The organism is Synechococcus sp. ATX 2A4, assembly GCF_024346375.1.
Classification (GTDB): Bacteria; Cyanobacteriota; Cyanobacteriia; order PCC-6307; family Cyanobiaceae; genus MW101C3.
This window is the reverse complement of the sequence record NZ_JAGQCV010000012.1, coordinates 78,165-99,100: the sequence shown is the minus strand read 5'-3', so window position 1 is coordinate 99,100 and position 20,936 is coordinate 78,165. Positions and strand designations below refer to the sequence as shown.

Here is a 20,936-nt window from a genome sequence, read left to right as displayed (position 1 = left end):
TGGTGTGCCCATCGGGGTCAGAATCGAACCAAAATGGCAGGGGAAATGGCTCGAAAGAGCAGAAAGCAGGCCGATTCTTACTGGATCTGCACCGAGACAGGCCACCGCAAACATTTGGGGGGCCCAGATGTCGCTTGCAGCCTTGTTGCCCAGAGCTTCCCTAGCTCAGTAAGATTGCCTTACCCCAATGTAGGACAAAAACTTGTCCGACGATCTCGACAGATGTTGCCGAGAGTGGCATACGAACCCTTGCGAGATCCAAGGTCACCGTGACTACGAGCCCTCACGGTATACCCCGCCACCACTTCTAACCGCGTTAATCAGAAGTGAGCCAAGGCACGGCGTGACTGTTCTATGTGCCCTTTCGGTGCATGAAAAAAGGGTCAGGCGCTCCGGCAAAGGCGCTGGAGCCGGCTGCACTGTGAACACCGTCTGCCGCCCTGAGCATCCAAGGGTGTCAAGCCCTACACCTTGACGCTTGCGTCGACAACGCTTTTTTCTCTCCGGCGCGACCAGTCGGTGATCATGGCGAAGCATTCGCTGATGCCCCAAGCACACCCCCTGATGGGGCCCTGACCAGCTCCACGCATACCCAGACAGTTCCGGAGCCGGATCACCAGGCGGACTCCCGAGCGAATGTCTTGGCAAAAACCTTGGCAAACACCGTGATTTGCATGAGAACAAGCCTGAATCCCGATCCTTCAATCTATCCTTGGGCATCACGATAAAGGAGAATGATCCCCGCACTTGCCTCGGCAGCACTTGCTATCACCTCCCTAACGCCCGTGGAGCCACCAGCAAAGACCACCTACCAGACCGCAGTCTTTACTGCCGCCAATGAATACTGCTCTCAAATCACATCCGGAAACAACGACAGAGAGGGAGTGCTCTTCATCACGATGCGCGACAACTCCAAGCTATACAATAGATACGTAAGGAACGATCCAGCCAGATACGAAAGACTGGTACGCGCTGAGATTCAGAAGAAATGCCCAGAGGAAGCATAGATTGTCACACCTGGTGGCATGTGTCCCGGGATCTCGCAGCCGGACATGGCCAGGATTCTCAAGGGCCTGAAAGTGAACATCATCGCGCCGGGTTGCTCATTCAGTTTCAACTGATGGCGGCTAGGGCGATCCCTTCAGCAAAGGAAAGAGATAAGGGAAGAGATCAAGAAAGAAAGGAGCTCAAGCTGGCTCCAAAGAGGATCATTTCCTCCACTGCGCTGGCACTTTGAGCATGGAGCATATTTTAGCTTTTGAAGGGGTGCTCACATAGCAGAATCGACACCTTTGTCGATTGCCTTCTTCTTTGCCTAGATCCTTGCTTTGCCTCCCTTGACAATGTGAAGCATGGAACAATGCTGGCAAACTTTATCAAATGTCCCTACCCAGGCAATCAGGCTCCTGCGAGCCCATTCGGTTGACTTGCCGCTGCTTGGGGCGGCTTGGAGATTCGCGGAGCTCGCAGCACGATCCGCAGCAAACCTAAGCAGTTCTGAGCAGACGTTGAGCAGCTACCACATCGTCGTTGCAGAGCTGACGGGATGCAAAGGGTGGTTTGGGGCCCCGCCCAGATCTTCCAGCCAACCGCCGATGTCAACGCTGCGGGAATGCCAATGAAGTGCCAATCCCGAAAACCCTTGCCCTGACAATGAAATGGGGGCCTTCCAGCCCCCGTGAGTCATTTGGGTGATAAGGCTGACTTACCCCATCTCCCTATAGGAGTCAGGCAGCCACAGGGGCGGTCTGACGAGAGAAACGAACGATGTTGTTCGCTGTTACAGGTTTGCTCTTACCGAGCAGGCTTCAGTCACCCTCCTCATACCCCGTCGAAACCATTGCAGCCCCTGGAAGCCCGCAGAGGCGGGAATGGAGCTGAGCGGAATCGAACCGCTGTCCGAAGCACCGGTGTGAGCCACCTAGTCCGCCCGAGGACGGACCTTGTCATTGTGGCAGCAGTGTGGGCACAGGGCATGGGGGAAAGCCGGTGGGCATGACCGAACCTGTCGCGGCCGTCGCGGTGCTGCCCCAGGGCCTGGAGCAGCAGGGCGCTGAGGAGCTGGCGCAGCTCGGTGCCAGCGATGTGCGGCCCTTGCGGCGGGCGGCAAGCTTTCGGATCGAGCCGGCGGGCTTCTATCGCGTGCTGCTGGAGGCGCGTCTGCCCTTCCGCCTGCTGCGGCGCCTGGCGGCCTTTCCCTGTGCGGGCGCCGATGGGCTCTACGACGGCATCCAACGGGCCGCGGACTGGGACCGCTGGCTGCCGCCGGACGCCAGCTTCCGCGTCGATGTGACCGGCACGGCCCCAGGCCTCAACCACAGCCACTTCACGGCACTGCAGGTGAAGAACGCCCTGGTGGATCTGCAGCGCGAGCGCCACGGACGGCGCTCCGGCATCGACCTGGAGCATCCCGATCTCAGCCTGCAACTGCACCTGGGCGGCGGCCAGGCACAGCTGAGCGTGGAAGCCGCCGGCAGCAGCCTGCACCGCCGTGGCTGGCGGGCGGCGATGGGCCTGGCGCCGCTCAAGGAGAACCTGGCCGCCGGCCTGATCGCCTGCACCGGCTGGGATGGCCGCGTGCCGCTGGCGGATCCGCTGTGCGGTTCGGGCACCTTGCTGATCGAAGCGGCCTGCCTGGCGCTGGCGCGGGTGCCGGGGCTGCTGGAGGACGCCAGCGGCCAGCCCCAACCCCGCCGCTTCGCGATCGAGGGTTGGCCCGACTTCGACCCGGAGTTGTGGCAGCAGGCGGTGGCTGCCGCCGCCGGCCGCCGCCGCACCGGCCTGGCCGACGGCAGCCCGCTCGCGCCGATCGTGGGACGTGAGCAGGACGGGGACGTGCTGGAGCAGGCGCGCAGCAATGCCGCCGCGGCCGGTGTGGCCCCCTGGATCGAGCTGCAGGCCGGGGACGTGCGTGACTTCCAACCCCCGTCAACCCCCGGCGTGCTGGTCTGCAACCCGCCCTATGGCGAGCGGCTTGGCGCTGACGACGATCTGGAGGCGCTCTACAGCGATCTCGGCCGCCTGCTCAAGGAACGCTGCTCCGGCTGGTCGTTGTGGCTGCTGAGCGGCAACGCTGCCCACACCGGCGCCCTGCGCATGAAGGCGAGCCGGCGGATTGCGGTGAGCAACGGCGGCATCGATTGCCGCTGGCTGAACTACACGATCCGCTGAACGGCTCCATTGAAGGGCTCCATTGAGCGCGACGGCACGGCGTGACCGCTCGGCGCGTGGATCAGCGGCCCAGGATCGCCCGAGTGGTCTTGGTCAGGCCGGCGGTGGTCTGGGGCAGATAGGGCCCCTTGGTGAGCTGCCCGCCGATGCGCAGGAACATTCCGGCCAGAACCAGATCGAGCGCCATCACGGCCAGCACCGAGCGGATCCAGCCCCAGGCCAGCCCCAGCTGCAGCCAGAGCACGAGCGCCAGCTGACTGGCCACAGCGGCCAGCATCACCATGCTGATGCCGGCGCCAAGCAACAGGCCGCCGCTGATCAGGCGGCGCTTTTCCTTGTCGGCCTCCTGCAGGGCAATGCGCACGTGCAGGTCCATCACCGAGGCCACCAGGGCGGTGATACGCCCCGCGGCAACGCGTCCCATGCCGGGGCCGTCGTCGTTGCGGCGGTGGTTATTGCCGCTCATGCGGAGCGCCGACCGCTGGAGAGCAGCAGACCCACCACCACCCCGACGGCCGCCGCCACGCTCACAGCCAGCAACGGGCGCTCGCGTACCGGCTTCTCAAGGCGGGGCCGCAGGCTGGTGTTCAGGTCGTCGAGCAGGTTCTCCAACTGCTCTTCGAGGGGGCCGAGGCGATCGGCCAGCTGGCGGGTCTGGTCGGAGGCGCCATGCAGCAGATCGAGCAGCTGGCCGCGCACGCCACTGACGGTGCGGCCGGTGTGCTCGGCGATCAGGGAGGCCACCTCATCGAAGCTGCCACGGGTGGCTTCGAGGGTTTCGCGCGCCACCTGGGGCCATTCCTGCTGGATGGTGGGCAGCAGGGCCTCGAACCGCTCACGGAACCGTTCAGCGCTGAGCGTCGGGGTGTGCTGATCCATGGGGCTGCCCGGGAATGACGCTTGTTGGTTCCAGGCTAAGCATTGGTTCGCTGGAGGGGGTTGAGGTTGCGGCCGAGTCCGATAGATTCGGCCTGCTCGGTGCGCGGGCCTGTTGGTTCACATCAATCAGGTCGAGTTCAAACATTTCAAGTCGTTCGGCGCATCTCTGGCGATCAGCCTCGAACCCAATTTCACCGTGGTCACCGGACCCAACGGTTCGGGCAAGAGCAACATCCTTGATGCGGTGCTCTTTTGCCTGGGCCTGGCGTCCAGCCGCGGCATGCGGGCGGAGCGCCTGCCGGATCTGATCAACAGCGCCGTACTGCGCCAGGGCAAGGCCGCCGAAACGGTGGTGAGTGTGCGCTTCGATCTCGGCGACTGGCAGCCGGATGGCGCGGAAGAGGGCCTCGAAGCCCCCGCGGAGGGTCCCTGGATCCAGGCAGGCCAACGGGAATGGACCGTGAGCCGGCGCCTGCGCGTGGCGCCCGGCGGCACCTACAGCAGCAGTTACAGCGCCGAGGGTGTGCCCTGCAACCTGCAGCAACTGCAGACCCAGCTGCGGCGCCTGCGGGTGGATCCGGAGGGCAGCAACGTGGTCATGCAGGGCGATGTGACCCGCATCGTGTCGATGAGTGCCCGCGAGCGGCGGGGCCTGATCGACGAACTGGCGGGCGTGGCCCTGTTCGACAGCCGCATCGAGCAGAGCCGAGCCAAGCTCGATGAAGTGCAGGAACGGCAGGAGCGCTGCCGGATCGTTGAGCAGGAGCTGCTGGCCAGCCGCCAGAAGCTCGAGCGCGACTGCGCCAAGGCCCGCCTCTATCAGGATCTCCGCCAGCAGCACCACGAAGGCCGCCTGCAGGAGCAGCTGCTGCGCTTCGAGCAGGCCCAGGCACAACGCGCCGACGTGACGCGCCGCCAGACGGCGCTCACCGCCCAGCAGGACGCCGACCGGCTGGCCATCGCTGCCGCCCAGGAGGCCCTGGAGCAAAACGCGCGCCAGCTTGAGGTTCTGCAGGCGGAGGTGAAGGCGCTCGGCGAAGACCAGCTGCTTGGTGTTCAGGCCGAACTGGCCGGCCTCGACTCCAGCAACCGCGAACTGGCCCGTCAAGGCGAACGGCACCAGCAGGAGGCCGAACAACTTCAGCACCAGCGCCAGGCACTCAGCCACCAGCAGGGTGAACTGCGGCAGCAGCAGCACGCCCTCACAGGCGACGACGATCGCCAGCAGCTGGAGGCGGCTGAGCAGGCCTGCCAGAACGCCGAAGCGGCTGTGGACCTCTCGCGGCGCCGGCTGGGCGAGGTGGCGGGGCGTTCCGGCAGCTGGCTCGAGGCGCAGAAGCAGCGCAGCCAGCAGCGCAGCCAGCTGCAGAGAGCGATTGCGCCATTGCTGGCGGAGCGGCAGCAGCTGGCCGAGCGGTTGCGCCAGCAGCAGGAACGCCTGCTGGAGCTGGGCGCCGAGCTGGAAGGCGGCAGCGGCGACGGCCAGGAGCTGCAGCAGCGCCAGGCCAGCCTGAACACGGAAACCATTGCGCTGCAGCACACCTTGGCCGAGCAGCAGCAGCAGGCCCAGGAGCTGGCCGAGGCCTTGGCGCTGCAGCAACGCACCCGCGCCCGACTGGAGCAGGAGCAGATCGGCCTGGAGCGTGACATCGCCCGCCTGGAAAGCCGCCGCGAAACCCTGCAGGAAAGCCGGGGCACCGGCGCGCTCAGGCTGCTGCTCGAATCCGGCCTGGAGGGCATCCACGGTCCCGTCGCCCAGCTGGGGGATGTGGAGGATCGGGTGCGGCTGGCGCTGGAGGTGGCGGCCGGGGCCCGCCTCGGCCAGGTGGTGGTCGACGACGACCGCATCGCCGCCCGGGCGATCGAGCTGCTCAAAAGCCGCCGGGCCGGCCGGCTCACCTTCCTGCCCCTGAACCGCATCCGCGGCGGCGGCAGCGGCGCGGCGCCCAGCAGCTGGGGCAACCCCCGCGGGCTGGTGGGGCGGGCGGTGGATCTGATCCGCTACGAGCCCGTCTATGGCGAGGTGTTCCGCTACGTCTTCGGCGACACGCTCGTGTTCGAAGACCTCGCCAGCGCCCGTCAGGAGCTGGGGCGTTGCCGCGCCGTCACCCTGGAGGGCGAGCTGCTGGAGCGCAGTGGCGCCATGACCGGCGGCAGCCTGCAGCAGCGCAGCGACCGGCTCAGCTTCGGCAGCAGCGGCGAGCACGACGAGGCCGAACCGTTGCGTCGGCGCCTGCTGGAACTGGGCGAAAGCCTGGTGGCCTGCCGCCGCCAGGAGGCTGAGCTGGGGCGCCAGCTGGAGCAGCTGCGACCCCTGCTGCAGGGCCACCAACAACGCCTCGCTGGCCTCGAAGCCGAGCGCGGGGCCGCCGAGCGGGCCGCCGGGCCCCAGCTGGAGCGCCTGCGGCAGCTCAGCGAACGCCTCGCGCACACCCGCGCCGCCGAGGCCGCCGATCAGCAGCGCCACATGGAGCTGGTGGCGCTGCTGGAAACCCCGCAGCAGCAGCTGGCGGGCCTGGAACAGGAGGAGGCCGCCGCCCAGAGCAGCGGCGACAGCGACCGCTGGCAAGGCCTGCAGCACGAACTCGAAACGGCCGATGCCGCCCTGCACCAGGCCCGCCAGCACCACGACGCCCTGCTGGCCGCGCGGCGGGAACGCACCCTGGCGGCGGAGCGGCTCGGGCATCAGCTCGAAGCCCTGGCCAGCGAGGAGCAGCGGCTCCGCCAGGCGGTGCTCACCTTGTCTGAGGCCCATGGCCAGTGGCGGGAGCGGCAGAACGAGGCCCAGCAGCGCCGCGCTGCCCTGGAAGCACAGCAAAGCGAGCTGCAGGAACGCTTCGGGGAGCGGCGCCGTGCCCGCGACGGGGCCGAAGCCCGCCTGGCGGCCGCGCGCCTGGCCCTGCAGCAGCAGCAGTGGGATCTGCAGCGGCTTCAGGAGGAGCTCGTTGCCCTGGCCGAGCAGGAGCGGGGGCTGGGGCTGCGGTTGGAGGCGATGGAGCGTGAGCTGCCAGACCCCCTGCCGGAGGTGCCAGCGGCCGTGCGGGAGGCGGGGCTGGCGGCACTCGAGCAGTCTCAGCTGCGGCTGCAGCAGCGGATGGAAGCACTGGAGCCGGTGAACATGCTCGCCCTTGAGGAGCTGGAGGTGCTGGAGCGGCGGATTGCCGAACTGGAGGAGCGCCTCGAGGTGCTCAGCAAGGAGCGGGAGGAGCTGCTGCTGCGGATTGAAACGGTGGCCACGCTGCGTCAGGAGGCCTTCCTGGAGGCCTTCCAGGCTGTGGACGGCCACTTCCGCACGATCTTCGCCGGGCTCTCCGATGGCGAAGGGCACCTGCAGCTGGAAAACCCGGACCAACCGCTGGAAGGAGGGCTCACCCTGGTGGCCCACCCCAAAGGCAAGGCGGTGCGGCGGCTGGCCTCGATGTCAGGGGGGGAGAAATCGCTCACGGCGCTGAGTTTCCTGTTTGCCCTGCAGCGCTTCCGCCCCTCTCCCTTCTATGCCCTCGATGAGGTGGACAGCTTCCTCGATGGCGTGAACGTGGAGCGGCTGGCCGCCCTGATCGCCAGCCAGGCGGATCAGGCCCAGTTCCTGGTGGTCAGCCACCGGCGCCCGATGATCGCCGCCGCCACCCGCACGATCGGGGTCACCCAGGCCCGCGGCGCCCACACGCAGGTGGTGGGTCTGCCCACCGCCGCCTAGACCGAACCCCCACCACCGGGGCCGTGGGTCACAATGACCCCCAGCCCCAATGTCGCCGACACCCCGCGGGATCTGGCCGTTGACCTCTTCCATTCCTCCTTCCGCCGATCCCGCCGCCGCCGCACCCAGCGACCGTCTCTGGCTGCGCTCCGAGCTGATGGGCACCCAGGTGATCACCCGTGACACGGGCCGCCGGCTCGGCGTGGTGGGCGAGGTGGTGGTGGACATCGACCGGCGTGAGGTGGTGGCCCTCGGCCTGCGCGACAACCCCCTCACCCGCTTCCTGCCGGGCCTGCCCCGCTGGATGCCCCTCGACCGCATCCGCCAGGTGGGCGATGTGATCCTGGTGGATTCCGCCGATTCACTGGCCCAGGGGTTCAATCCCGAGCGCTACAGCAAGGTGATCAACTGCCAGGTGATCAGCGAGTCGGGCGAACAGCTCGGCCGGGTGCTCGGCTTCAGCTTCGACATCGAAACCGGCGAGCTCACCACCTTGGTGCTGGGGGCGCTCGGTGTGCCCTTGTTGGGCGAAGGGGTGCTGAGCACCTGGGAACTGGCGGTGGAGGAGGTCGTCAGCAGCGGCCCCGACCGCATCATTGTTTACGAAGGGGCGGAAGAAAAACTCAAGCAACTCGGTACGGGCCTGCTCGAAAAGCTGGGCATCGGCGGCCCCAGCTGGGAGCAGGAGGAGCGGGATCGCTTCCGCCAGACAATGGTGCCGGTGGAGAACCAACTGGCCTCCGGGCAGCCCAGCGTCCAGGAGCAGCGCCGCATCCAGCCCGCCACCAGTCGGGCGGTGGAGCCCAGCGTCGATCAGGAGCTGGAGTATGTGGAGCTGGAGCGGCGGCGGCAGGAGCCACTGCGCCAGCGCCGCTACCTCGACGACGAGGACGAGGAGACCTACGGCCGTGAGCCGCGCCGCTATGGCCGTGACGGCGAGCGGAACTTCACCAGCGATGAGGACCGTGGTTTCAGCCGGGGTGAAGTCCGTGGCGATGGCATCGACGATGGGCCTGGCCTCGGTCGGCCGTCGGATCGTGGCTACGGCAACGACGGACCCGGCCGCGAAGCCTTTGAGCCCCTCGCCCCCCAGCCCGAACCGCCCTTGCGCGAACTGACCCAGCGCGAGTTGCCCTTACGCGAGCGCCCCCCCCTGCAGGCACGGCCGGACAGCCGTCGCCGCCCGCTGATGGGTCAGGATCCTGTCGATGTGGATGTGGAGCCCTATACAGACGGGGAGATGGCCGATGAGCCTGCACCGCGCCGCCGCACCGATTACGAAGATCCCTGGTGAGTTGAGCCAGGGTTGATTTCTGCCCGTTTGATCGCAGCCTGTTGTGATCGCGGATCGTGCTCAGTGCGAATGGGATGAATCACGGCCATGGGCGACTCCAGCCGTGCGCCACCCCTGCGCACTGAATGGATCGCCACTTTCCGTCCCTTCGCGTTGCCTCTTACTTCGATTCGAAGTTGAGCGAGGCTGAGTTCACGCAATACCGCAGGCCCGTGGGCGCCGGACCGTCGGTGAACAGGTGACCGAGGTGCGCTTCGCAGGTGGCGCAGCGGATTTCCGTGCGCACCATGCCGTGGCTGCGGTCTTCGACCGTGGTGATCGCCTTGGGGTCAAGGCTGCTCCAGAAGCTGGGCCAACCGGAGCCGGAGTCGAACTTGGCGTCGGAGCTGAACAGCCGGGTGCCGCAGCACACGCAGTTGTAATGACCGGCCTGCTTGTTGTTCCAGTAGGCGCCGGTGAAGGCCCGCTCCGTGCCACCGAGACGTGCCACCTGATATTGCTCCGGGCTGAGCTTCTGCTGCCAGATCTGGTCCGCTTCCGCAGGGGAGGGAGAAGAGGAGGAAGGGGCAGCTGAATCGGAAGGGGCCATGGCCGTAGGCGACGAGCGGCGAAAGTGGCAACCCTCAACCTACGCAGTGGGGAGCAGTTCGGTCACCATCGCGGCGAGGGCGGCCACGGCCCCAGGCTGGCCCCGCAACGCGCGCAGATCCTCCCGTTGCCCCGCCAACCGCTCCGGATGGGACAGCCAGTCGGCGGCTTCAGCGGCGATCTCCTGGGGCAGGATCGGCCCCACCCGCTCGGGCACCACAGCCCGCCCGGCGGAGATGTTGGGCCAGGCCAGGAAGCCGCGCTGGCGCATCCGCCAGGCGGTGAGCGCCACCCCCAGCAACCAGCGCAGCAGCGGCAGGCGCGCCACCAGCCCCAGCCAGCCGTCCCAGGCCTGCATCACCTGGAGGTGCTGGGTGGGCACCAGCACGATCATCGGCACCGCGAGCGCGCCCAACTCGGCGGTGTTGGCGCCCACGGTGGTGAGCGCCAGCGCGCACTGGCTCAACGCCCCGTGGGCGGGATGCTGCTCCACCAGCAGGATGCGCGTGCCGGAAGCGGTTTCCAGCCAGCGGGATGGCGCCTCCGCTGAGGGCTCCAGCAGCCGGGGCTCGCTGCTGCCGTAGTGCCGGTGCAACGGATTGGCGGGCCCGGCCAACGCGAGCAGTTCGGTCACCGTGGTGGTGGGTGCCACGGGCAGCAGAAAGCGGCAGCCGGGCCGCAGCGCCGCGAGCCGGTCAGCGGTGTCAAGCAGGAATGGCATCCCCACCAGCAACTTGGCGCGCTTCGAGCCGGGCAGCAGGGCCACCCACTGACCGGCCGGTAAGGGCGCCTCAGCCCGGGCCGTCTCGGAGAGATCGGCCATCAGATCGCCCACCACGGTGCAACGGGAGCTCCAGCGAGAGGGCAGACGACGGGCAGCCTCCGGGCCCATGGCGGCGATGCGGTCGTTCCAGCGGGGCCAGCGGGCCACCCACTCCGCGTAGGTGAGGTGGCGGTAGCCGAGGCGGGCCTTGAGCAGCACCGTCCAGAACTGATCGCCGCCCAGGAACACCACCACACCCCGGGCCGGCCAGGGACCGTAGCGGCGAGGACGCAGCAGCAACTTCCAGAAACGCTCGGCCGGCACGATCGAGCTGAACAGACCCAGCCGCTCAGCGGCCTGACGCTCATGGCCGGTGGCGTTGGGGCAGGGCACCAGCACCAGGCGCAACTCCGTGGCCGCCTGCGGCTGGCGCGGCCGCAAGGCCAGCGACGCATGCAGGCGTTCGGCCAACGGACGAACCCAGGTGGTGAGTTCACCGGGGCCGTTGCAGACCAGCACGATCGCTGTGGCGGACGGCGGGCCGGTCAAGTTGGTGAAGAGAAATGCGGATGGCGAGACTTGAACTCGCAAGGCCGAAGCCACACGCCCCTCAAACGTGCGTGTCTACCAATTCCACCACATCCGCGTGGCCGTCAGGGGCGAACCCCCTTCGGCTCGCCAATATACCGATTGCCCGGCCCACCCTTTCGCTGCGCCCGCTCCACCCGGCCCGGCAGGCGGTACAGCGCCGGGCCGCAGGGGCCCAGGGTGAGCGCTGATACAGTCCGCTGCGCCTGGATGCGTATGGGATGCCCATCGGCAAGCTGCTGATCGCCAACCGGGGCGAAATCGCGCTGCGAATCCTGCGTTCCTGCCGTGAACTCGGCATCGCCACGGTGGCCGTTTACAGCACGGTGGATCGCAACGCCCTGCACGTGCAGCTCGCCGATGAAGCGGTGTGCGTCGGCGAGGCGCCCAGCCGCAAGAGCTACCTCAACATTCCCAACATCATCGCGGCGGCCATTTCCCGCGGCGCTGACGCCATCCATCCCGGCTACGGGTTCCTGGCCGAAAACGACCGTTTCGCTGAGATCTGCGCCGCCCACGGCCTCACCTTCGTGGGTCCTTCGGCGGAGGCGATCCGGGCGATGGGTGACAAATCCACCGCCAAGGCCACCATGCAGCGGGTGGGCGTGCCCACCGTGCCGGGCAGCGAGGGCCTGCTGGCCGATGCCGAGGCCGCAGCGGCAGCCGCTGGAGCCATGGGCTATCCGGTGATGATCAAGGCCACCGCCGGGGGCGGCGGGCGCGGCATGCGGCTGGTGCCCGACGCCGATCAGTTGGAGGGCCTGTTCAAGGCAGCCCAGGGTGAAGCGGAGGCTGCTTTCGGCAACCCCGGCCTCTACATGGAAAAGTTCATCGACCGGCCCAGGCACGTGGAAGTGCAGGTGCTGGCTGATCGCCACGGCAACGTGGTGCATCTGGGCGAGCGCGACTGCTCGATCCAGCGTCGCCACCAGAAGCTGCTGGAGGAAGCGCCCAGCCCGGCGCTCAATGCCGGCCTGCGCCAGCGCATGGGGGAAGCGGCGGTGGCGGCCGCCCGCAGCATCACCTACGAGGGCGCCGGCACCGTGGAGTTCCTGCTCGACAAGAGCGGCGCCTTCTACTTCATGGAGATGAACACCCGCATCCAGGTGGAGCATCCGGTCACCGAGATGGTGACCGGCATCGACCTGATCGCCGAGCAGCTGCACATCGCCGGCGGTGAACCCCTGCGCCTGAGGCAATCCGACGTGCAGCTGCGCGGGCACGCCATTGAATGCCGCATCAACGCCGAAGATCCGCAGAAGAACTTCCGGCCGGCGCCAGGGCGGATCACCGGCTGGCTCCCTCCGGGGGGGCCCGGGGTGCGGGTCGACAGCCATGTCTACACCGGCTACGAGATTCCGGTCTTCTACGACTCCCTGATCGGCAAGCTGATCGTGTGGGCACCGGATCGCGAAGGGGCGATCCGTCGCATGCGGCGCGCGTTGATGGAATGCGCCATCACCGGCATCTCCACCACCATCGACTTTCACCTCAGCCTGCTGGACCGGCCCGAGTTTCAGCGGGGTGACATCCACACCAAATTTGTAGAGCAGGAGATGCTGCCGGGTTGAAACCAGAGCGGAAGGCGATTGCCGCTCTGAAGCCGGCCGCTTCCGCCTGGGCGGGCCTGTTCAGCCGACGCCGAGGCCGGTGCCATGGCGCGCCACGAGCGTGAGCAGGCCCTGCTGACCCAGCAGCAATTCCCGCACCAGGCTGATCAAGCCCACCCAGATCACCGGCGTGACGTCGACGCCGCCGATTGGCGGCACCACGCGGCGGGTGGTGGCCAGCAACGACTCCGTGGGCCAGCCGATCAAACGCATGGCACCCCGCTGCAGATCGATCTGGGGATACCAGGTGAGCACGATGCGAAACAGGAACAGCAGGGTCCAGGCGCCCAGCACCAGAGCCAGCAGCAGATTCAGTGCCGGCAGCAAACGCAGCAACGGGGCAGCCGTCACAAAGCTCTAAGCAGCAAGGTCACCGATCGTAGGAACCGAAGCCCCTTGACTAGGATCCGAGCCTTCATCAGCACCACCATGACCCCTTCCCTCGCGAACTTCCTCAGCAGCCTCGTGTGGGGAGCGGTGATCGTGGTGGTCCCCATCAGCATCGCCCTGGTGCTGATCAGCCAGACCGATCAGGTCGACCGCAAGCTTTGATCCGCCTGGCCGAAGCGGCCGTCCTCTGGCGATGTCCCTAAACTGATGCAACGGGTTCTCCAACGGGAGGATGTGCCCGTCCGTTCTGCCTGAGGTCTTCCAGACGTGGTTAATGCCAGCCTGAACTGGGCGAGCATCGTCGGCATCGTGTTGGCCGTCGGTGGAGCTTTCCTTTATTTCATGAGGAGCTTCAAGCCCGCCCTCGCCCGGGACTATGACGTTTTCTTTGCGGCGATCGGTCTGCTCTGCGGCGGCATCCTCTTCTTCCAGGGCTGGCGCCTCGATCCAATCCTGCAGTTCGGCCAGTTCCTGTTGGCCGGCACCACCGTCTTCTTCGCCTACGAGAGCGTGCGCCTGAGAGGCGTCACCACCGAACAGGCGCGGCGCTCCTCCTTCTTCGACGACGACGAACCCCTGCCCCCGCCAGCCCGTGGCCGTATGGGTGGCGGCGACTGGAACCCGGATGTCGAGCGCCTGGAAGAACCCCAGCCGCTGCGCCGCCGCATCCGTTCGCGGGAAACGGAGCCCGAAGACGACGACTTCTACCGGCCTCGCCGCACGGCCCGCCCTGCCATCCCAGAGCGTGCCGCCAGCCGCCGCCCCGCCGACGCTGACGACTGGGACCCATCCCCCCGTTCCCCCCGCGCCGACGACCGCCCTGCTGCTGTGGATCCCGGCTTCCGGGCCGGCCCCTCGCCGCGCACCGTGGCGGCCCCCAGCTCCGGTCCAGCCTTCGGCTCCCGCCGCCGCGATCCGGATGTCACCGCTGAGCCCCGTCGGGGAACTCGCCCCACCGCCAGCAGCGAAACGGGACCCCGCTCCAGCCGCCGCGCCGGCAGCGCTCCCGTTTCCGGTTCCGGTCCCCTCCCAGGCGGCCCTGAGTTTTCACAGCGCCCCGCCGCTGGCATGCCACCGCTGGGCTCCCCGTTGCGCACCGGTGGTGCAGGGGTCAAAACCGCCGGCGCCGCCCCTGATCCGGCCAGCGATGCGGATTACACCCCGCTGCGCTCCACGAGCAACACCAGTGCCCGCAGCGCCTCCAGCAGCACCAGTGCTCGCAGCTCCACCAGCAGCGCCCGCACCGGCTCCAGCCGCGATAACAGCTCCCGTTTCGACGACTGAACCCGCAGCCACCGGTGAACTCCCAGGGCCGTGGCCAGACCCGCCCCCTGCGCTGGGCGATCTTGGTGTTCGCCCCACCATTGGCGGTCTGGCTGTCTGGCTGCGGCCCCGGGCTGAGACGGCGGCCGGCGCCCTCCACCGGGCTTGGGCCCGAGGCGCGCCAGGAACCGGCGTTGAGTGGTGATGGCCGGCTGCTGGCCAGCCTGGTGGAACGGGACGGACGCACCACTGTGCTGCTGCAGGAGCGGCTCAGCGGACGGGTGATTCCCCTGCGCCAGCTGCAGCGGCACCAGCCCCACAGCTCCCCGTCGTTGAGCTGGAACGGCCGCTATCTGGCCCTGCTCGTGCAGCGGGGAACACGCCGGTTGGCGGTGGTGGAAGACCGGGCCACGGGCCGTCTGCATCCGCTGCCCCTCCCTGGCGACCTGGAGCCGCAGCGGCTGAGCCTCTCCAGCGATGGCCAACGGCTGGCGCTGCAGCTGGTGCAGGCCGGGCAGCGGCGAGTGGACCTGTTCGACCTCAGCGGCCTGCTCGAACCGGATCGGGCGCCGGGCCAGCGGCTCGGCGGCAGCGCGCCGGAAGGTGCCGGCGGAGCAGCAGGCCCGTGACCCGGCGCGGCCGAGCTGCGGCAGCCGCCGCTTGTCTGCTGGCGGCTGCGGCGCTGGCGGGCTGCGCACCGCCGCTGCGGCCCCTCGGACCACTCAGCCAGGTGCTGCAACAGGCCGGGGTGAACCATGCGCCATCGCTGAGCGGCCGCTGGCTGGCCCTGATCAGCGGCCGCCAAGGACGGGAGCAGGTGCTGATGATCCACCTGCAGTCGCGTCGTCCGGTGCCGCTGCCGGGCCTGAACCGCCCGGATGCGCAGCCGGTGAGCGTCAGCGTGGATGACGCAGGGGAACAGCTGGCACTGGTGCGCCAGCTCGATGGACGCACCGAACTCGCCCTGTACCGCCGCTCGACGCAGAGCCTGCAGCGGCTGCCGATCGACCCGCCCGGAGTACCGCAGCAGGTGGCTCTCAGTGCCGATGGCCGCGTCCTCGCCGTTCAGGTGAGCCGGGGCGGCCTCTGGGGTGTGGACCTGATTGAGCTCCCGTGAGTGAGGAGACTCTCAACGGCCGGCGGCCCGCTCAGAAGCCGTACCCAGAACAAGCCAACACAAGATGAGAAAATCATGAGTAAAGTTTCAAAAGACGCCAACTGAAGGTCTTGTGATCCCAGCTCCGCATCCTCCGGCCTCTTTGGCAGGAACGGAACGCTTGGCCTCCATGCAACGGCCCACTCTTCTGGCGTCGCTGACGCGATGGGGCGGGCGGCTGGCGTTCGCCGCGCTGGCAACGGCAGGCCTGCAGGCCCAGGCGGCACCGCTCACGAATCTGCAGTTTTTGACCGGTCCACCGGGGGCTGCAGGCTGCACCGCTCCTGCCTCACCGGCAGGCTGCGAAGTGCTCAACCTCCTGCTCCCGGGCCAGGTGCTCGCTGGCCACCAGTCGTTTGCCTACAACACGATCAACGACCTCACCGGCGCCAAGCTGGTGACAAACAATGGCGACCTGAACGATTTCCTCCTGTCGGGCAACAGCAGCGTGGGGGGCCTTGGCTACGGGCGGGTAGCCCTCGGTGCGACGGCAGCCGCCTCCCCATTTCCTGCCGTGGCCCCATCAAGGGTGCAGGCGAGTCACGGCTTCACCACGGGCGTCTCCATCAACAACCCCGGCTCGGTCACAGCGAACAGCTTTCAACTGCTCTTCAATTCCAACCTGGTGGTCACCGCCGCGTCGTTCAACTTCTCCAGCCTCAACACTGCCGGGCTGGCCTGGGAGTACTCGGTGATCCAGTTCCTCAATCCAGCTGGATCCCCTTTCAGCGCCGTGGCCGCTCCCGGGCTCACGTTCACTCCCGGTGCCAGTTCGCAATACCTGTCAGCTGGTGAAGGCTTCAGCGGGCAGGCGGGTGTGGGCAACTACGTGGCCGCACTCACTCGGACAGTTCTGAACGTGGCGAACTCCAACCCGACCAGCACCAGCAACGCAACAAGGCCAGGATCTAACGGAACGGACAACAATCTACTTTTGAATTACGCCAGGGCAGGGCTGACAGCGAACACCCAAATCGGCGGCATCCGTTGGACGACCTACCTGGAGGATGTCCGCAACACCGACAACAACCCTTCAAACCTCACAGCCTCTCTGCTGGATTTCAGCATCACCGGCACGGTGTCGAATGACCCAGGACCGGTGCCCATCCCTGGTCCGCTGCCGCTGCTGGGGGTTGCCGCTGCCTTCGGATCCGCCCGCAAGCTGCGGCAGCGGATTAGGCAGGTGAGCAGGTTGCTGCCGGCCAGCGGGCTCAGGGGACCAGGCCGGCCCAGTGCAGAAACGTGTCACCGCTGAGGGCTTCGATCAGCAGCACGGACGCAAAGCCGATCATCGCGAAGCGCCCATTCACCCGCTCGGCATAACCGCTCCAGCCGAAGGCAGGGGCATCGGCCGTGGTGGCGCTTGTGGAAGCTGGGGTGGCTGGATCTGTGGCTGGTGCGGTAGCGGGATCCGGGTCAGCAGGCATGGGGCGTTCAGGTGCGGGTGAAGTCATAGCCGGTGGCCGGCAGGAGGCGCCAGCCGCCCTGGCCGTCGAGCTCAAGCACGGTGTCGTGGAAGGCCGCCAGGGTGGGACGGTGGCCCACGCTGACAAAGGCCATGTCCCGCTCGGTGAGCAGCTTGTAGAGGTGCTTCTCGGTGTTCACGTCAAGGGCGCTGGTGGCCTCATCGAGCACCACGAAACGCGGCGAGTTCAGCAGCAGCCGGGCGAAGGCCAGGCGCTGCTGCTCGCCGAGGGAGAGGAGGCGGGGCCAGTCCTGCTTGATGTCGAGGTCCGGGTAACGGTGCACCAGCTCCGGCAGACGCACCTCCTCAAGCACACTGCGCAGATGGTCGTCGCTGAAGCGCTCAGGCTGCATGGGATAACAGAGCTGCTCCCGCAGGCTTCCCAGGATCATGTAGGGCTTCTGGGGAATGAACAGCAACTCCGCCAGCGGCGGCCGCTCCACCGTGCCGGCCGCGGCCGGCCACAAGCCGCTCACCATGCGCAGGAAAGAGGTTTTGCCACAACCGCTGGGGCCCACCACCAGCAGCCGCTGGGTGGGGCCCACCTCCAGGCTGATGTCGTGAATCAGGCGGCGGTCGGTGTGGGGGGGCACCAGATCCGCATGTTTCACAAGGATCGTCTGATGTGCGCCGTCCGCCAGCAGCGAATCCTGGAAATCGCGCTTGCGGGCCTCGCTGCCGATTGCATCCACTTTGAGCTGGAAGCCCTCCAGACGGCTGATGCTCGCGGAGAAGGCCGCCAGGCGATCGATGTTGTTGACGATATAACTGACCGAGAACAGCACCTGGCTGAAGGCGATGCTCGCCTGCCCGAACACGCCGAAATCAACCTCCCTGGCGAAATACACAGGGGCGATCACCAACCAGGGCAGAAAGCGAGAGAAGTAGTCGTAGGAGCGCTGAATCACCTGGATCAGCGCCTCCCACACGATCAGCTTGTTGTAGTTCACGATCGCGCCGCTCAATCGGCGTTCCGCCTCTTTGCCTTCCTGCTGTTCGCCTCGGTAGAAGGCAATCGACTCGGCGTTGTCCCGGATGTGAACGAGGCCGTAGCGGAAATCAGCTTCCAACTTCAGCTGCAGATAGTTCAGGGCCACCAACTTGCGGCTGGCAAACACGATCAAGGCCGTGCCACCCACTGAATAGACCAGCAGGAGCATCGCGAGGTTCACGCTGATGCTCCACAGCACGATGATGAAACTCACGAAGGTGAGCAATGCCGAGAGGATCTCCACCGTCACGCTCAAGCTGGTGCCAGTGAAACTGGCGGTGTCCTGAGAAATCCGCTGATCCGGGTTGTCGATCTCCTGCAGGGATTCGTCGTTGGGGTTGAGGATGTAGTAGGCCCGGTTCGAGAGATAACGGCTGAGCAGACGGCCGCTCAGCCACTCCCGCCACAGCAAGCCAAGCTTGGGGATCAGGTAACTCTGCGTGGCGCGGATCGGCAGGGCCAGCACCAGGCAGAAGGCGTAGATCGCCACGATCTTCCAGAAGCCGTCCTGGTCGTAGGCCACCAGAGCGTTATCAACGTTGCGCGCCACAAAGCTGATGCCCACATTGATGCCGTTGATCACCAGGATCAGCAGAGTGATCACACCGATCAACAACCAGGGCAACCAGCGGCCCTGTCGCAGTTTTGCCCGGAAGCTGGCGAACACCCCCAGCCCCCCCGCAAACAGGGCCATCACCACCGGGCCGATCGGACCGCTCCAAAGAGCGGCCACCTGCTCGGGCACGCCCGGCAGGAAGCGGCTGCGCAGTTCGGGGATGAGCGCACCAGCGGCGGCCACTGTGCCGGTGAGCAGCAGCAGGGTGAAGCCCACCACCACCGCCAGCAGAGACAGCACCAGCAGCAGGAATTGCCAGGAGCTGCTTTCCTCCAGGGGGAGGAAGTAAGGCTGGGCCAGGCGCTGCAGCTTGCCGAGCTGCTCGCGGAACGCCTTGAAGAAACTCATGGACCGTGACAGGTCCGCCCATTGTCGCCGTTGGCGGCGGGCGGTGGGAGGGGGGCGGTCAGCCCGGTGGCCAGTGCAGCGGACGGCCACCGATCACGTGCACGTGCAGATGAAAGACGGTCTGGCCGGCTTCGGCTCCGTTGTTGATCACGGTGCGCCAGCCAGTGAGACCTTCCTGGCGGGCCACCCTGGCGGCCACCAGCAGCAGATGCCCCAGCAGCACCTGGTGCTCCTCACCAGCCGCATTGAGATTCACCAGGGGTTCGCGGGGGATCACCAGCACATGCACCGGCGCCTGGGGGTTCACATCACGGAAGGCCAGGCAGAGGTCGTCGGCGTGGACCTGATCGCAGGGGATCTCACCGCGCAGGAGGCGCCCGAAGATCGTGTCGCCCGCTGGTGGGGTGCTGGAGGCCATGGCGCCAAAGGGCTGGACAGGGCGGGAACCGATGAGGTGACCCTGGTTTGAAAACGATGTTGGCACGCTGCAACAGCGCCGCCCTGCTGGGGCTGGAGGCAGCGCCGGTGGTGGTGGAGGTGGACATTGCCCCTGGCCTCCCGGCCCTGCAACTGGTGGGCCTCTCCGACACGGCCGGCCGGGAATCCCGCGAGCGGGTGCGGGCGGCCTTGCGCAACAGCGGCTTCCGGCCGCCACTCACCCGGGTGATCGTGAGCCTGGCACCGGCCGACCTGCGCAAAGAGGGACCGGCCTTCGATCTGCCGATTGCCCTGGGTGTGCTGCTGGCCAGCGGCCAGCTCGATTCCCAGCGGCTGGTGGGCGTGTGGAGCACCGGCGAGCTGGGCCTTGATGGCACCCTGCGGCCGGTGCGGGGGGCGCTCGCCCTGGCCCTGGCAGCCAGGCAGGCCGGCGCCCGGGCGCTGGTGGTGCCGGCCGCCAACGGCGCCGAGGCCTCCTTGGTGGAGGGGCTCACGGTGTGGCCAGCCGAAACGTTGCAGCAGGTGGCCCAACTGCTGTTGGACCCAGGCCTCGCCACCCCGTGCCTGCCCGCTGCCAGCAGGCAAGTAGCCGCTGGCGAGGCGGCGGCGGCGGATCTGGCCGATGTGCGGGGGCAGCACCACGGCAGGCGGGCGCTGGAGATCGCGGCAGCCGGCCACCATCACCTGCTGCTGGTGGGCCCGCCAGGCAGCGGCAAGACGATGCTGGCCCGCCGCCTGCCGGGCCTGCTGCCACCGCTGCCGCCGGAGGAAGCGCTCGAGCTCACCCAGGTGGTGTCCGTGGCGGGCCTGTTGAGCCGCGATGCGGGCCTGATCCGCCAGCGGCCGTTCCGGGCGCCCCACCACAGCTGCACCGCCACGGCCCTGGTGGGAGGAGGGGCGCTGCCGCGGCCGGGCGAACTGTCACTGGCCCACCACGGCGTGCTGTTTCTCGATGAACTGGCTGAATTCCAGCGCGCGGTGCTCGATCAGCTGCGGGAGCCACTGGAGGAGGGAGAGGTATGGATCAGCCGCCAACGCCAGCGCACCCGCTTCCCCTGCCGGGTGGCGCTGGTGGCGGCCACCAATCCTTGTCCGTGCGGCTGGTTCGGCGACCCGCTGCGCAGCTGTCAGTGCCCGGAAGGGGTACGCCAGCGTTACTGGTCGCGCCTGTCGGGGCCGCTGCTTGATCGCATCGATCTTCAGGTGGTGATGCGACGCCTGGAGGCGGATGAGCTGGTGGGGCTGCCCTCGGCCGGCGCCGGGGGGGGCGGCAGTAGCGGTGCGCCCAGCAGCAAGGAGGTGGCGGAGCGGGTGCGACAGGCCCGCGAGCGAATGGTGCGGCGCAACCCCGCAGGGCAACCGAACAGCGCCTTGACGGGTGAGGCCCTGAGGCGGCATCTGGCGTTGTCGACGCCGGCGCTGGAACGCTGGCGCGGCGCCATCCGGCAGCGGCGGCTCTCCGCCCGTTCAGCCGAACGGCTGGTGCGCGTGGCCCGCACGATCGCCGATCTCGAAGGCAGCACCGACGTGCTGAGCTCCCATCTGGCCGAAGCCCTCACCTATCGCTCCTTTGACCAGCTGCAGAGCGACGCCGACCAGCTGCTGAATGGGGCCATCCAGCCGATCCGGGGGCCAACCTGCTGATCGATGGGCCAACCGGCTGGTTTGTGGGACCAGGC

General features: G+C 67.5%; 18 protein-coding genes and 1 tRNA gene. 10 read left to right on the top strand and 9 right to left on the bottom strand.

The annotated features are described in order from the left end of the window. Positions 1 to 1,995 precede the first annotated feature (1,995 nt). Positions 1,996 to 3,171, top strand: a complete 1,176-nt coding sequence (locus tag KBY97_RS12055; RefSeq protein WP_255147277.1) for a class I SAM-dependent RNA methyltransferase — start codon at positions 1,996 to 1,998, stop codon at positions 3,169 to 3,171. Positions 3,172 to 3,232: 61 nt separating this feature from the next. Here KBY97_RS12055 and KBY97_RS12050 read toward each other — a convergent pair whose 3' ends face one another. Then, positions 3,233 to 3,637, bottom strand: a complete 405-nt coding sequence (locus tag KBY97_RS12050) for a phage holin family protein (RefSeq protein ID WP_255147275.1) — start codon at positions 3,635 to 3,637, stop codon at positions 3,233 to 3,235. Further along, complete coding sequence (locus KBY97_RS12045; protein WP_255147274.1) at positions 3,634 to 4,050, bottom strand: glycine zipper domain-containing protein; 417 nt, start codon at positions 4,048 to 4,050, stop codon at positions 3,634 to 3,636. The genes KBY97_RS12050 and KBY97_RS12045 overlap by 4 nt, the downstream gene beginning before the upstream one ends. A 112-nt stretch (positions 4,051 to 4,162) precedes the next feature. Here KBY97_RS12045 and smc point away from each other — a divergent pair, with 112 nt between their 5' ends. Both smc and KBY97_RS12035 read left to right on the top strand, forming a co-directional pair. Beyond that, positions 4,163 to 7,747: a chromosome segregation protein SMC gene (smc, locus tag KBY97_RS12040; RefSeq protein ID WP_255147272.1), complete on the top strand. Its 3,585-nt coding sequence runs from the start codon at positions 4,163 to 4,165 to the stop codon at positions 7,745 to 7,747. 79 nt (positions 7,748 to 7,826) lie between these two features. After that, on the top strand, positions 7,827 to 9,041 hold the full coding sequence (locus KBY97_RS12035) for a PRC-barrel domain-containing protein (protein ID WP_399217750.1): 1,215 nt from the start codon (positions 7,827 to 7,829) through the stop codon (positions 9,039 to 9,041). Positions 9,042 to 9,201: 160 nt separating this feature from the next. Here the strand turns inward: KBY97_RS12035 and msrB are convergent, their stop codons facing one another. The 3 genes from msrB to KBY97_RS12020 form a co-directional block, all read right to left on the bottom strand. Further along, positions 9,202 to 9,630 (bottom strand): peptide-methionine (R)-S-oxide reductase MsrB, encoded by a 429-nt coding sequence (gene msrB, locus KBY97_RS12030; protein WP_255147271.1) that lies wholly within the window; start codon positions 9,628 to 9,630, stop codon positions 9,202 to 9,204. Positions 9,631 to 9,669: 39 nt separating this feature from the next. Continuing rightward, positions 9,670 to 10,941, bottom strand: a complete 1,272-nt coding sequence (locus tag KBY97_RS12025; protein WP_255147270.1) for a glycosyl transferase — start codon at positions 10,939 to 10,941, stop codon at positions 9,670 to 9,672. A gap of 15 nt (positions 10,942 to 10,956) precedes the next feature. Further along, positions 10,957 to 11,038: transfer RNA gene (locus KBY97_RS12020), tRNA-Leu, on the bottom strand. Between the two features lie 163 nt (positions 11,039 to 11,201). Between KBY97_RS12020 and accC the strand changes: the two genes are divergently transcribed. Then, entirely contained in the window at positions 11,202 to 12,551 is a 1,350-nt protein-coding gene (gene accC / locus KBY97_RS12015) for an acetyl-CoA carboxylase biotin carboxylase subunit (protein WP_255147268.1), read from the top strand. A 60-nt stretch (positions 12,552 to 12,611) separates the two neighbouring features. Here the strand turns inward: accC and KBY97_RS12010 are convergent, their stop codons facing one another. After that, positions 12,612 to 12,941: a YggT family protein gene (locus KBY97_RS12010; RefSeq protein WP_255147267.1), complete on the bottom strand. Its 330-nt coding sequence runs from the start codon at positions 12,939 to 12,941 to the stop codon at positions 12,612 to 12,614. Between the two features lie 78 nt (positions 12,942 to 13,019). Between KBY97_RS12010 and psbX the strand changes: the two genes are divergently transcribed. The 5 genes from psbX (at position 13,020) to KBY97_RS11985 (ending at position 16,654) form a co-directional block, all read left to right on the top strand. Continuing rightward, positions 13,020 to 13,142, top strand: a complete 123-nt coding sequence (psbX, locus tag KBY97_RS12005; RefSeq protein WP_255147266.1) for a photosystem II reaction center X protein — start codon at positions 13,020 to 13,022, stop codon at positions 13,140 to 13,142. Between the two features lie 105 nt (positions 13,143 to 13,247). Beyond that, positions 13,248 to 14,264: a Ycf66 family protein gene (locus KBY97_RS12000; RefSeq protein ID WP_255147264.1), complete on the top strand. Its 1,017-nt coding sequence runs from the start codon at positions 13,248 to 13,250 to the stop codon at positions 14,262 to 14,264. Between the two features lie 92 nt (positions 14,265 to 14,356). Further along, on the top strand, positions 14,357 to 14,872 hold the full coding sequence (locus KBY97_RS11995; RefSeq protein ID WP_399217756.1) for a Tol biopolymer transporter periplasmic protein: 516 nt from the start codon (positions 14,357 to 14,359) through the stop codon (positions 14,870 to 14,872). After that, a complete protein-coding gene (locus tag KBY97_RS11990; protein WP_255147262.1) occupies positions 14,869 to 15,360 on the top strand; it encodes a hypothetical protein in 492 nt (163 codons plus the stop codon). Before KBY97_RS11995 ends, KBY97_RS11990 begins: the two co-directional genes overlap by 4 nt. Before the next feature lie 169 nt (positions 15,361 to 15,529). Beyond that, on the top strand, positions 15,530 to 16,654 hold the full coding sequence (locus KBY97_RS11985; RefSeq protein WP_255147261.1) for a hypothetical protein: 1,125 nt from the start codon (positions 15,530 to 15,532) through the stop codon (positions 16,652 to 16,654). On the opposite strand, the gene KBY97_RS11980 is transcribed toward KBY97_RS11985, so the two are convergent. Genes KBY97_RS11980 through KBY97_RS11970 form a run of 3 tightly spaced genes read right to left on the bottom strand, consistent with a single transcriptional unit; the run spans position 16,611 to position 19,237 of the window. Further along, a complete protein-coding gene (locus KBY97_RS11980) occupies positions 16,611 to 16,826 on the bottom strand; it encodes a chlorophyll a/b-binding protein (RefSeq protein WP_255147260.1) in 216 nt (71 codons plus the stop codon). The two genes, KBY97_RS11985 and KBY97_RS11980, sit on opposite strands and share 44 nt — an antisense overlap. Positions 16,827 to 16,833: 7 nt before the next feature. Continuing rightward, complete coding sequence (locus tag KBY97_RS11975; RefSeq protein ID WP_255147258.1) at positions 16,834 to 18,819, bottom strand: ABC transporter ATP-binding protein/permease; 1,986 nt, start codon at positions 18,817 to 18,819, stop codon at positions 16,834 to 16,836. A gap of 58 nt (positions 18,820 to 18,877) precedes the next feature. Continuing rightward, on the bottom strand, positions 18,878 to 19,237 hold the full coding sequence (locus tag KBY97_RS11970) for a histidine triad nucleotide-binding protein (RefSeq protein ID WP_255147256.1): 360 nt from the start codon (positions 19,235 to 19,237) through the stop codon (positions 18,878 to 18,880). Between the two features lie 56 nt (positions 19,238 to 19,293). Here KBY97_RS11970 and KBY97_RS11965 point away from each other — a divergent pair, with 56 nt between their 5' ends. Further along, positions 19,294 to 20,901, top strand: a complete 1,608-nt coding sequence (locus KBY97_RS11965) for a YifB family Mg chelatase-like AAA ATPase (protein ID WP_255147254.1) — start codon at positions 19,294 to 19,296, stop codon at positions 20,899 to 20,901. The last annotated feature ends 35 nt before the right edge of the window (positions 20,902 to 20,936 follow it).